The organism is Mesorhizobium sp. M0239 (assembly GCF_040321815.1).
In the GTDB taxonomy this organism is placed as follows: domain Bacteria; phylum Pseudomonadota; class Alphaproteobacteria; order Rhizobiales; family Rhizobiaceae; genus Mesorhizobium.
The window spans coordinates 113,348-125,771 of record NZ_JAMYSG010000023.1; the positions used below are offsets into that span (position 1 = coordinate 113,348).

Sequence of the window (12,424 nt, forward strand, 5' to 3'; positions counted from 1 at the left end):
GATTATGGGTAGTCAAGCGCGGTGAGCGGAGGCCTGCACTACACGCAGCATCCCTGTTGACAATCAACCTTGATCCATCTGCTCTGGACCATGTTCCACGATGAACCTCGCGCGCTCCAACAACTCATCGAACGTGACAATTTCTGGGCGATTGGTGTGGCGCCGGTGAAGCTCGAATGAGCGAAACTTCGGGAGATTCGTCCCACGATCAAATTGAAATTCGGCCAGCGAACCGATGACGAGACAGGATCGCGGCTCGATGTTGATAGCGCTTCACCGGTCGGGTCGCCGTCCGCGGAGCTGGGCGTCAAAAGAGATCCCAGCTGCTCGACGGCACCATGAACCGTTGCCTGCATCTGTGCAACGCCACCGGTAAGCTCGGACGAAGGCTGCCAAGTATCCGGGCGATAGCGCGAAGAAGCCAGAAGCGGCGTGTCGTGCCGCTTGATCTCCACAAAACACAGTGAACCGATAATGCCGCGGGTCTTCATTAATCCATCGACGCGTTTTCCAGCGCCATCAAGCGTGTTACCGCGCACAATCTGTTCCAGTTTCCTCTCGTTAAGCTAAGAAAGAAACTGGTACGACAGGCCGTGCCCAAATATCCATGTGTTGGCCTCGAAGAAGCGTTGCCACACGTCTTCCGGTCGGCACCCGAGCCGTTGCCGTTCTGCGGAGAAGAATGCGTTGTCGTTAAGCAGTCGATCGAAGTGAGCGAGCTGCTTTCGGCGATATCCGAGTGCAACCAAATCTCTTGCCACTTCCTCGTTCTGGGCCAGTTCGAGGAAAACGTCGGAATTCTTCTCGAAGATGCGACGTGCTTGCGCCTGGTTAAGCACCAGGTCGCGCACCACATCATCCGATACGTGAACCTTTGACGCGTCGTCGAGCGGTATGGTCTCAAGGCCTGCGGGGAACCCGATCAGCGTGTTGATCTCCGGCCCGACCAGCGTGAAATGCTGCTTATCGTGCGGTCCTGTCCGACTAAGATGTTTCTGAATAGTCAGCGATGAGATCGATCGATCGTCCTCAAGGAACGTGGCCTTTAGCTCGTATCTTCCGGCCGGCGTTCGGCGGAGGACGACTTCGTCCTTTATCGTTCCAAATACGAGGCCGGCCTCTCCTTCTACGATGTGTGTAGCGATACGCAGATGCTGGCCGGGAGCCATTCCAGGAATACGTTTACTAATTATCGTCTTGTCAGTACGGCGTTCAAAAAACCACTTACGCTCATCGTAGTCATAACTCATTCCCCGGCCCGCCAGCGACGTTTCGGGAATACTATCATAAATCGTTGGATCTCGCAGTCAGGATGCAATATCTGCGCACACCCTACACGCTGACCCCTGCAGTGCGGCCTATTGAATGGTGAAGCGCGGCGGCCGGATAGAGGATGGGCATACCCCGCCGATTTTCGGGGCGCACGAAAATTCTACCTTAACGTCTAACATGTGAGTGCGTAAGAGCCGCGTAGCTTGTTTGACATGGGAGGCGATTAGCGATGCCCCTTTATTTCATCCTCGAGGAGAATAACGCCGATTGGCGGATGAAGATCGGTCGCGCGACGAACCTTAGAGGTCGTCGAGGTGCCTTACAGACCGGCAGCTCGCGCCCGCTAAAGGTAGTGGGGTGGATCGAAGCGGAGAATGAGGCCGAAACGGAAAGGCGGCTCCACGAGAAATATGCAGCGCATAACATTGGCCGGCATGGAGGGAGTAGCGCGAGAGAGTGGTTCTACCTTCAACCCGCCGACATTCTCGAGGATCTGAAACGCGCGGGCATCAAGGGTTTCGTCGAAAAGGAATGCAGATGCCTTTGAAGTCGTCGGTCACGATCGTGACGGCTCACCTGAATATCTCGGCGTCTGGGACTGGAGCAACCTCGAGCTTGAAGAGTGCTGCCCGTTTTGTGGCTGCTTGTGCGGCATGCACTTTCAGGACGCATCGCAGATGTTTCACTGTTTAAGCTGCGATGAACTCACCGATTTCTCACAGCCCGATTTTGACAACGAGGAAGACTATATGGCTTGGAAGGAGTACGAAGAGCGCTTGAAAGTAGGGCGTGCAAGTAAGGCGCGACGTAGCGGGTTAGCTTAGACGACGGCGGCTTTTGGGACCATTTGCACAGCGAATGAACGACCGACATCAGGCGCATTTGGGCCGCAAGCGGCCATCCGTTCTCATTGAGTGGTCTTGGGCAGCCGTGGTCTTCACTCGACCCCCTGCATGATGATAAATAACCCAAGAAGGATCTAGACCGAACCGGAAGAGACAAGGTGCAGGTGCGAGGCATTGAGAGAAATAGCAGGAACCGAACCAATCCACAGAAATATTTTGTTGGTATTTCTGTTGGTAGCAGATGCGACTAGCCTTCGTATAAGTCTCTGAAAGGAAAACGGGATTTTCTTCACTTGGATTCCGCCTCTGGGCACCATTTTCCAAACAATATCACTGACTTAACCGTTAGACGCTTAGCCGCCTTGCGCGCCGTTAAGACCCTGCCCACTAAGTCAAATACGACCGCCTTTCCGCCCTTAATTCTAATCATCTGGCTACCGACGCCGCGCACCCGGTCATATCTTCCCGGACTGGGTTCAAGCGCGCCCGCTGCCCACTTGAAATCACCACCGTCAACTGTCATATTTTACGCGACAGTTGACACAGGAGGCGCACATGACGACTACGGCGGATAAGGTCGTTACGGAAGCGAGAGACGGCGGTCTCCAACGAGTGGAGGCACTGCTCGGCGGTTCTCGTATACTGTCGCGTCGATTGACCAGCGCACTTGATGCGCATGAATTGCTTCTAAGTGGCCTGCCGGCCTCAGCGCTAAACCATCTCGTCGGACAACTGGTCTTCATTGACAAGACGGCGTCCCTCGAAAAGGCGGTTGGTATGAGCCTGCGAACCTGGCAGCGCCGCAAAGACGCTCCATCCAAGCCTCTTAGCCAAGAGCAAAGCGGACGGACTTGGAAATTCGCAGAGATCCTGGCGAAGGCGACGGATGTCCTCGGCACGCAGGCGGAAGCTGAGCAATGGTTGGAGCGCCCGGCGATCGGTCTTGACCAGCGCCGTCCGATCGATCTTCTGGGCACTCCCGCCGGCGTGGAACTGGTCGAAGACTATCTCGAACGGCTTGAATACGGCGTCTATGCATGACGCCTCTGCCAATAGCGCTCGGAGGAACGGAACTCATCGCGTGGCGGCTTGACCAGGCCGTCCATGCCGCGACATGGAATAGTGGCGAAGGTGCCTATCGGGTAGGCGGCCGCTGGAACAGCAAGGGCGTAAGAGCTGTGTACTGCTCGATCGATCCCGCCACGGCTATCCTCGAAGTCGCCGTACATAAGGGTTTTCGCGCCCTCGACACAGTTCCTCACACGTTAACAGCCGCTGTCATCAGCGATGCATCGGCTATACATGTCGTCGATCCTGCAAGCGTGCCCAATCCGAACTGGCTGCGCCCCGGCATACCAAGCGCGGGTCAGCAGGCATTCGGGGATGACCTTCTGATGGGCCATCGCGTGGTGGCGATACCGAGTGCGGTCTCTTCACATAGCTGGAACTTGATCTTCGTGGCAAGCGTAGCGACAGATACCTATGCGCTGAAGCTCCAGGAAACTTTTGCTCTCGACACAAGGCTGCATCCCCCGGCCGGCCGCTAATCTGGCCGCGTGGGCGCTGTGTGCAAGGCGTCGGCTCACCGGGAGTCGCAGCCAAAATATCTGCCGCTTGGTGACGGCCAGCAGGGTGGCCATAAAAGCTGGCCAACCGGTCACCGCAAGCATCATTGGCCGAAACAAGTTTGCGCTCTTCTGCCTGCATGCGGATTTAATTTGCTTGGCCACCCCTCAACCCTAGGGCAAACTGCCTGCCGGGGCTGCAGGAGGTGAAATGAGAGCACGCGCAGCAACGCTTGGGGATCTGGAGGATGTCTTTCGTGGTCTGTCCAAGCGGATGTCGGACGAATACGTGGCGGCCGGCAAGGACAGCAAGATCGCCTACGACAATCTGATGATGAATTTGAAGGAAGGCCGCGCGCACGCGCTTGTCGAGGGCGACAAGGCCGTGGCGATTATCGCCTGGCATGAGAACAGCGACGCCGCCGACACGCTGTTCGCCGCACGGGAGGACTTCTTCCGTGCCGCGACCGTTCGCTTCTGCAAGCGGCATATCCGGCACATCCAGGCGCTCGCCGGCAACCTCGCCATCCACTCGCGCAGCTGGCTGCAGGGGCCGGATGTCGCAAGATGGTTTGGCGTTATCGGCTATGTCGAGCGCGGCCGGGAGAATGGCGCCACTTTGTTCGAGCTGCCGCCGGCTCGCGGATAGGCAATCGCGGGATATTGCCTGGCAAGCTTGCAGTTTCGAGCGCTCTCCCAGGAGGGCGCGAAGAGACTTTTCCACCAGCCGTCCTGGCAGAAGCTGTGAGGCGTGCTGCCGTTGATTTCCAGATGTTTCCTGCGACTATCGGCACGCACACTTGCGGAAGATAGAGGTCGAAACAATGCATCTGGACCACTCCGATCACGTCTTCGTCGACCTCGTGCCCGAGCAGTTCGGCCCGTCGGAAACCATCGTCGCGCGCTATCGCGGGCTTGTCGCCACCGCCTTTCGCTATCGATCCGGCGTTGCCGGGCTTCGGATCAGCAACGCGAAGGGCGAAATCGTCATGCTGCCGTTCCAAGGACAGCAGATATGGGACGTGACCTTCCTCGGCCGCTCCCTGACCATGCGCTCGATGTTCGATGAGCCGGTCGCGACCCGGGACTATCTTTCCAACTACGGCGCGTTCTTCATTCACTGCGGCGCTACCGCAATGGGAAATCCTGGCCCGGATGACCGTCACCCGCTTCACGGCGATCTGCCCAATGCGCCTTATCAGGACGTGCAACTGATCGCCGGCAGCAATTCCGAAGGACCCTTCATGGCGCTGACGGGGCGCTGCCGACAGACCGTCGCTTTCAGCCATGACTATGTGATGGAGCCGACCGTACGGCTGCAACTCGATGCCAGCAGCGTCGCAGTCGACATCGTGATCGAGAACCTGAAACGCTCGGCCATGGAGTTGATGTACCTGGCGCACATCAATTTCAAGCCGGCCGACGGCGGGCGCCTGGTCGACACCGTAGCGGATGATTCCGCGGACATTGTCGTGCGCCAGACGCTGCCGCCCTTTTTCACACCGAGCGAAAGCTACCTTGCTTACCGCGATGCCGTTGTCGCCGATCCTTCGCGGCATCGCCTGCTGACCAAGGGCGAGCCGATCGACCCAGAACTCGTGCTGACGATGAGGGCTAAGGCGGACCTCCAGGGCTGGGCGCACGCCTTGCAGGTCCATCCGGACCGTACGGCGGATTTCGTCAGCTTTCGCCCCGACGAGCTCAATTATGCCGTCCGCTGGATCACGCGCGGCGCCGACCAGGACGCACTTGGCCTCGTGTTGCCGGCCACCGCCGAACCAGACGGCTATCTTGCGGCCAAGGAAAGAGGCCGCCTGGTTCGCGTCGTACCCGGGGAAAAATTCCGCTGTGCCCTGCGTTTTGGCGCTATGGACGCGGACGCAGCCGCACAACGGGAACAAGCCATCGCAGCGTTGAGAGGTGAAGGCCGTTAGTCGCAAGCCCTGACCGCAAACGCTGCCTGAACCGCGCGATTGACCGTGACCGGCAGGATCGACATGTGGTTCTCGCCGGCGTGCAGCTCGAAGCGCGCGCGCACGCCCGGGAGAGCATCAAGCCGCTGCGCCATTGCCCGCGCGAATTCGTCGGTGCGTGTCACCTTCTTCTGCCGCAGGCGCTTTTCCTCGTCCTCGGCGCCAATCTGGAACGGCGCCAGCTTCTCGGTCTCGTACTCGCCGGCCGACAGGATCATGGTCGCCGCCAAACCAGCGGGAACGGCGGCCTCGAAGGTTTCGAGAAAGCGGTCGATGGCACGCTCTTCCCAATAGAGGGCGGGGCTCGCCGCCATCCAGGTCTGGAAGGCACACGGCCGCGTGAACAGGGCATAGAGCGCGAACAGGCCACCGAAAGAATGGCCGTAAAGCGCCTGGCGGTTTGTGTCGACCGTGACCCGACTGGCGACCCATGGCTTGAGCTTGTCTTCGATGAAGGCAAGGAATTCCGCTGCCCCACCCGTCCGAACTTCGGGCGTGCCCTCGTAGAAGGGCGGGTAGGTCTTGCCCGGCGGCGGGCCGAGATCCCATGAGCGGCGCAACGGGTCGTAGGCGCCCTCGACGGGATAGCCGATGGCGACGATGACGCCCCAGCCGACATTGGTGCCCGTTGGATAGAAGGCCTGCGCGCGCATGGCGTCGACCGCTGTGCCGATGACGGCGTTGCCGTCGGTCATGTAGAGCACAGGCCAGCCGGCCTCGGGCACCGGCCCGGACGGCACATGCAGGAATATCCGCCAGGCGGCGCCGCCATGCGCCGGGAGGAAGTCGTGGATCGTGGTGTCGGCAATCAAGGCTGGCGCCGCCATCGACTTGGACATGGATATCTCCAGAGGGACAAAAAAGTCAACGGCGGCGCAGCAGCCACATCAGCACCGGGCCGCCGATCAGTGTGGCGACGAGACCGGCCGGGATCTGGCGCGGGAAGATGGCGGTGCGGCCGATCCAGTCGGCGGCGACCATGATCAGCGCGCCGGCGAGCACCGCGCCAATGGCCTGCGGCAGCGCACGGGAAAGGCCAAAGCGACGGGCAAGGTGCGGCGCCATCAGGCCGATGAAGGTCAGCGGACCGACGATCAGCGTCGAGGCTGCGGTGAGTGCCGCGACCACCAGCAGCACGAAAAGCCGCGTCCTCTTCAGGTCAATGCCAAGGCCCTGCACGGCGGCGGGGCCAAGCGGCAGGATGTCGAGCCAACGCATGAAGAAAGGCGCGAGCGCGAAGAGGCAGACGGCGATGCCACCGGTGAGCAAGGCGCCGCCGACATCGACGCCATAGGTCGAACCGGTCAGCCAGTTGAGCAGCAGCATGGCACGCGGATCGCCGGTGGCGGTGAGCACCAGGATCAGCGCGTCGAACAAGGCAGTCAGGGCAACGCCGGCGAGCAGCAGCCGCTCCGGCGCATAGGCGGCACGGCGGCCGATCGCCAGCGTCACCAGCAAAGCGGCGAAGGCGCCGATGGTTGCCGCCGCCGTCTGAACCGGACGTCCGGCATCGGAGAGCGCAAACAGCGCCACCATCATGCCAAGGGCGGCACCGGCGCTGACGCCCAGCACTTCCGGGCTGGCCATCGGATTGCCGGTCAGCCGCTGCATCATCAGCCCGGCAAGCGCCAGCATCGCCCCGGCGCTCAGCGCGGCAAGCACGCGAGGCCACCGCCACGACAGCAAAGGCTGCAGCTCGTCGCCGAAGGCGAAGGTCCAGCCATGCGGACCCGGTCCATAGAGCAGGGCCAGCCCGAGCAGCAAAAGCAGGGCCAGGCCGATCGCCGTCAGTATAAGGCCGGGCCGGCTTGCGCGCGGCAGGCGCGCGGCCATCAAGGTCGGGACTTCCGAGCCAAGAGCAAGGCGCGGCAGCAGCCAGAGAAGCAGAGGCGCGCCGAGAAGTGCTGTGATCGCTCCGGTCGGCAGCAGGTCGCCTTGCGGTCCAGTGGCGATCTGTACGGCCTGGTCGGCTGTCCACAACAGCGCCCCGCCGATCAGCGGCGCCATCACCAGTTGTTGGCCCAGCCGCCGGGCACCGCCGATGCGCGCGAGCGTCGCCGCGGCCAGGCCGACGAAACCGATGACGCCGACAGCGGCAACGACAAACGCGATCAGGGCGACCGCGGCCGCCAGTCCTGCGAAGCGATAGGCGCCGAGCGGCACGCCAAGGCTGCGCGCGCCTTCATCGTCGAGACCAAGCAGGGCCAGCGGCCGCACCATGAGGAAGATCGCCAGCGCCGCGCTGCCGATGCGTGGCAACAGCCACAGTGTCGTCGACCAGTCCTGCTGGCCCAGCGAACCGGCGCCCCAGATGAACAGGCCGGCCAACCATTCATGCCGCAGCACAATGAGGGCAGCGCCGATAGCGCCGGCATAGAGACTGACGACAAGCCCCGCCAGCACGACCGAAAGCGGTGACAGGCCTTTGTGCCAGGACAGAGCGATGACGGCGGCAAGGGCAACCAATGCGCCGCCCAGCGCCACCCATTCGCGGCCGAAGGCAAGCAGCGACGGTGACAGAAGCGTTGCTAGTGCCAGCGCCAGATAGGCGCCCGCCGAGACGCCGACCGTTTCGGGCGAGGCAAGCGGGTTGCGCAGAACCTGCTGCAGGACGGTTCCGGCAAGCCCGAGCGCCGCACCGCATAAAAGGCTGACGGCAAGCCTGGGCAGGAAGGCGTAGTGGACGAGCACCTGCCGCATATCATCAATGTCGGGGGCGGCGAGCGATTGGAGCCAAAGCGCCGATGGCAGCTGCACGGTGAGGTTCGAGACGGTTGCCGCGAGCGCCGCCGCGAGCAGCACCGCGCAAAGCAGGATCGCGCCTACCGGCTGATTGCCAAGAGAGCCCCATGGCAAGGCGCGGCCCGACGGCGCAAGCTTTCCTTCTTGAGTGACGGCCGCGGCATCCTCAGCCATGGGCGGCCTCCGCGGTCATCGCCGACGCCAGGACCCGAGCAAAACGGCGCGCGGATGGAAGCGCGCCAAACATCAGGACGGCAGGAAGGCGCATGATCGAGCGGTTGCGCACGAAGGGCATGGCGTTCCAGACCGGACTTTCGGTCAGCGTGCCGCCGGCGCCCTCAGGCAAGGGTTCGAGATAGGCGAGGCGCGCATCGCTGGATGTTGCGAGCCCGTCGATACCGACGGTCGAAAACCCCCAGTAATTGGTCTCGGCCGTCCACGCGTTGCTGAGCCCGATGCGGTCGAACACCTCCTGAAACAGGCTCTTTGCGCCGTAGACGCGCACATTGCGGGGGTCCAGGAAGCTGACGACATAGATCGGCCGTGCCGACAGCGGCGCCAGTTGCTGGCGAAGCTCCGTAAAATACGCGTCTGTCGCTGCGATCAGCGCTTCGCCTTCGCTTTCCTTGCCGACAAGCCCGGCGAGCTGGCGCGTCGCCTCGACGGCGCGCTGATAGGGCTGCCCGGCTTCGGTGTAGAGACCGATCGTCGTCACCGGAGCCACGCGTTCGAGCAGCGGCTTGATGCCGTCGAGATACGGCATGGACAGGATGATGTCGGGCCTGAGCTGCTGCAGGAATTCAAGATTGGGCTCGAGCAGCGTGCCGACATCGGCGATGTCAGGCGGCAGCCGCGGCTCGACCACCCATTTCTCCCAGACCTCCCGATCGGCAATGGCGACCGGGCTGACGCCGAGCATGAGCAAGGTCTCGGTCAACCCGTCATCCAGGCAGACTATGCGCAACGGACGGGCTTCAGCCGTGGAGAACCCCATGCCGGCGAACGGCAGCGTGAAAAGCCCGAGCGCCTGGCGCCGGGTCATTCGGCTGCGCAAGTGATCGGACGCGGCTCTCGACTGGGGCTCTCGGTCTCTCTGCAATGCGGCGTGCCCTGCTTTTCGGGATACGGTCTCCAGTGACCACTGCCCGGTTGACTATGAAACATGAGTTAAATAGTCAACATTTTGGTGGCCTGACAAGTCAACTTTTACGCAACCGCATGCCAGGCGCAGCCGCCGCTTGGCCGCAAGGCGATTCGCCCGTACAACAGCGCTGTGCGATGTGGCCGCCAAAAAATCACGGCCCGCGAAGCCCAATCCGCGCCTCGCATCATTTTTCCTCCACGAAGGCATTCCATGATAGACGAAGCCACGGTCGCCTTTGGGCAGCCGTTTCCTGGATTGCTTGAGAGACCAAAGACGGCCAAGGAACGAACCAAAAAAGCCGGCAGCAAGCCGCCGCCTGAAGACGTCAAGGACCGGTCGAACGCATCAAGGCAGCGCGATCGGGTTGCACTCGGCAAGGCTTGATGATTTGTTGCCGCTATACGGAGAACGAATGATGCGAGAGCCTGCCGGTCAAGACGAATACGGGTCGACGAACCCCTTCGATCCGGACGACCTGCCGACGTTGAACGCAATCGGCCCGAGCATGGGTAGCGGCAATGATTTCGAGAGATATGCCGTTGCCGTGATCATCGTGTTCGGTGCGCTGATCATTGGCGGGCTGATGGCCGCATCAATGGTCTTCGGGCACCGCAACGGCTTCCTCTTCGCGCTTGGCGGCGCCACGTCCGCCTGGATATCCGGAAACGCGCTGCTGCTCGACCGGCCGCGTATCTATGCGCTGTTCGTCGGCATTGCCGCCTTGATGCTGGTTGCGTCCACCCTCACGCTGGTCTTGTGAGCCAGAAGACACAAGGTCCAGCACCGGCCTTCTAAGCCGGTGCTCAATTCCAAGGGATCGCACCAGACCCTTTGGGGTTTCGCCTAGTATCCGAGCGCCTCGCCAGAGGCCGCGCGGCTGTCGATGGCGCCGTTGTAGCGCGCGCCGCCGCCTTTCTCGATTTCCGCCAGGCTCTTGCCGCCGACCAGGATGCCGGCCGCCTGACCCCAGGTCTGGTCAGCGAGATCGAGGTGATATCCCATGCCGGCCAGCAGCTTTTCTGTGTCCGGCGACAGGCCGAACGGCTCGACATAAACCTTGTCGGGCAGCCATTGATGGTGGATGCGAGGCGCGTCGATCGCCTCCTGGATGTTCATGCCGTGGTCGATGACATTGACGATCGCTTCCAGCGTGATGGTGATGATGCGCGAGCCACCCGGGCTGCCGATGACCATGAACGGTTTGCCGTCCTTGGCGACCACGGTCGGGCTCATCGACGACAGCGGCGTCTTCTTCGGCTGGATGGCGTTGGCCTCGCCCTGGACCAGGCCGTAGAGGTTGGGCACGCCGGGTTTCTGGGTGAAATCGTCCATTTCGTTGTTGAGCAGGATGCCGGTGCCGTCGGCGACGACGCCGGCTCCGAAGGACCCGTTCAGCGTGTAGGTGACCGCGACCGCATTGCCTTCATCGTCGATGATCGAATAATGCGTCGTCTCCTTGCTCTCGCCAAAGCCCTTCGGCATCAGATCCTGCGACACGCCGGCCCGGAACGGGTCGATCTTGTCGCGGATTTCCTTGGCATAGGCCTTATCAAGCAATTTCGAGACCGGATTGTCGACGAAATCGGGATCGCCGAGCGCGGAATTGCGGTCGACATAGGCGTAGCGCATCGCCTCGATCATGACGTGGACCGTCTCGGCAGAACCGGCACCGAGATAGGATAAGGGATAGCCCTCCAGAACGTTGAGTATCTCGCAGATGATGACGCCGCCGGAGCTGGGCGGCGGCGAGGAGGTGATCTCGTAGCCGCGATAGGTGCAGGTCACGGGCTTGAGCTCACGCACCGCATATTGCTCGAAATCCGGTTTGGCGAGAATGCCGCCCTTGGCGCCGCTGGCCTTGACGATGGCATCGGCGATGGCGCCTTTGTAGAAGGCATCCGGACCCTTTTCGGAAAGGGCGGCGAGCGACGCCGCGAGGTCGGGCTGGACCAGCCGCTCGCCGATGCCATAGGGCTTGCCGTCGGGTTTCAGGAAGATGGCGGCGGCCGCGGGGTCCTTCGCCAGCCTGTCGGCGCTGCCGGCAAAAGAGGCGGCGTCGCCCTGGTTGAGGATGAAGCCGTCCCTGGCATAGCCGATTGCCGGCGCCATCAGATCCTGGCGGGACAATTTGCCGTATTTTTCGCGTGCCATCTCCAGACCAGCCACCGAACCCGGCACGCCGACCGCAAGATAGCCGTCGAGGCTGGCCCCCTTCACCGGTTTGCCGTCCTTGTCGAGATACATGGTTTTTGTCGCCGACAGCGGCGCCCGCTCGCGGAAATCGAGGAAGGTCGATTTGCCGTCCTTGAAGCGGATGGTCATGAAGCCGCCGCCGCCGATATTGCCGGCATTGGGGTAGACGACCGCGAGCGCATAGCCGACGGCAACCGCAGCATCGATGGCATTGCCGCCCTTTTTCAGCACCTCGATGCCGACTTCGGACGCCAGATGCTGGGCCGTCACCACCATGCCGTGCTCGCCCTTGGCAGGCGCCGGCGAGGCGGCGAAGACGCCCGTCAACGGCGCCAGGGCGAAGGTGATGGAAAGACTGGCGGCGATCAGTGTTCTGCGGGTGAGCGGCATGGCGTGCCTCCGGGAGCGTGAGGGGTGCGCCTAGAAGAGCCTCTTGGGGTGGGTTAGTCTAGCCAATAATAACGGGTGGCGATCCTTCACACCCCCCTCTGTCCTGCCGGACATCTCCCCCGCAAGGGGGGAGATCGGTTGTTGTCTCTGCTTTCGCCAATCTTCGACATTGCAGGAAGAGCGCTGCCGATGAAGCGGCCAATCTCCCCCCTTGCGGGCCCGTTGCGTTATTAAGTTATAGGGGCAAGGAGGGAGGGTCAGGCCAATGTGGGGTGCCTTGCGGCTCGGGTTTGAGGCCGG

The 12,424-nt window shown here is 62.0% G+C and carries 12 protein-coding genes; 6 read left to right on the forward strand and 6 right to left on the reverse strand.

The genetic code is table 11. From position 1 onward, the window contains the following. Positions 1-38: 38 nt before the first annotated feature. A complete protein-coding gene (locus tag NKI99_RS33905) occupies positions 39-539 on the reverse strand; it encodes a Shedu anti-phage system protein SduA domain-containing protein (protein WP_156933225.1) in 501 nt (166 codons plus the stop codon). A 27-nt stretch (positions 540-566) separates the two neighbouring features. Then, entirely contained in the window at positions 567-1,250 is a 684-nt protein-coding gene (locus NKI99_RS23435) for a hypothetical protein (protein ID WP_352612179.1), read from the reverse strand. A gap of 251 nt (positions 1,251-1,501) precedes the next feature. Here NKI99_RS23435 and NKI99_RS23440 point away from each other — a divergent pair, with 251 nt between their 5' ends. The 5 genes from NKI99_RS23440 (at position 1,502) to NKI99_RS23460 (ending at position 5,616) form a co-directional block, all read left to right on the forward strand. Further along, positions 1,502-1,819: a GIY-YIG nuclease family protein gene (locus NKI99_RS23440; protein WP_352612180.1), complete on the forward strand. Its 318-nt coding sequence runs from the start codon at positions 1,502-1,504 to the stop codon at positions 1,817-1,819. Between the two features lie 853 nt (positions 1,820-2,672). After that, positions 2,673-3,158 (forward strand): type II RES/Xre toxin-antitoxin system antitoxin, encoded by a 486-nt coding sequence (gene parS / locus NKI99_RS23445; RefSeq protein WP_352612182.1) that lies wholly within the window; start codon positions 2,673-2,675, stop codon positions 3,156-3,158. Beyond that, complete coding sequence (locus NKI99_RS23450) at positions 3,155-3,664, forward strand: RES family NAD+ phosphorylase (RefSeq protein WP_352441449.1); 510 nt, start codon at positions 3,155-3,157, stop codon at positions 3,662-3,664. Before parS ends, NKI99_RS23450 begins: the two co-directional genes overlap by 4 nt. Before the next feature lie 229 nt (positions 3,665-3,893). Beyond that, positions 3,894-4,331 carry a hypothetical protein gene (locus NKI99_RS23455; RefSeq protein ID WP_023813918.1) on the forward strand — a complete coding sequence of 146 codons (438 nt, stop codon included), beginning with the start codon at positions 3,894-3,896 and terminating at the stop codon, positions 4,329-4,331. 175 nt (positions 4,332-4,506) lie between these two features. Further along, on the forward strand, positions 4,507-5,616 hold the full coding sequence (locus tag NKI99_RS23460) for a DUF4432 family protein (protein WP_352612184.1): 1,110 nt from the start codon (positions 4,507-4,509) through the stop codon (positions 5,614-5,616). Here NKI99_RS23460 and NKI99_RS23465 read toward each other — a convergent pair. From NKI99_RS23465 to NKI99_RS23475, 3 genes are read right to left on the reverse strand one after another with little or no spacing between them, the layout of a single operon-like run. Beyond that, a complete protein-coding gene (locus NKI99_RS23465; RefSeq protein WP_352612186.1) occupies positions 5,613-6,494 on the reverse strand; it encodes an alpha/beta hydrolase in 882 nt (293 codons plus the stop codon). The genes NKI99_RS23460 and NKI99_RS23465 overlap by 4 nt on opposite strands. Before the next feature lie 25 nt (positions 6,495-6,519). Continuing rightward, positions 6,520-8,571, reverse strand: a complete 2,052-nt coding sequence (fhuB, locus tag NKI99_RS23470) for a Fe(3+)-hydroxamate ABC transporter permease FhuB (RefSeq protein WP_352612188.1) — start codon at positions 8,569-8,571, stop codon at positions 6,520-6,522. Next, positions 8,564-9,439: an ABC transporter substrate-binding protein gene (locus NKI99_RS23475; protein ID WP_352612190.1), complete on the reverse strand. Its 876-nt coding sequence runs from the start codon at positions 9,437-9,439 to the stop codon at positions 8,564-8,566. Before NKI99_RS23475 ends, fhuB begins: the two co-directional genes overlap by 8 nt. Before the next feature lie 514 nt (positions 9,440-9,953). On the opposite strand from NKI99_RS23475, the gene NKI99_RS23480 reads away from it, so the two are divergent. Next, positions 9,954-10,301 (forward strand): hypothetical protein, encoded by a 348-nt coding sequence (locus NKI99_RS23480; RefSeq protein WP_032808338.1) that lies wholly within the window; start codon positions 9,954-9,956, stop codon positions 10,299-10,301. A gap of 83 nt (positions 10,302-10,384) precedes the next feature. Here the strand turns inward: NKI99_RS23480 and ggt are convergent, their stop codons facing one another. Next, a complete protein-coding gene (gene ggt / locus NKI99_RS23485; RefSeq protein ID WP_352612192.1) occupies positions 10,385-12,124 on the reverse strand; it encodes a gamma-glutamyltransferase in 1,740 nt (579 codons plus the stop codon). Positions 12,125-12,424: the final 300 nt, after the last annotated feature.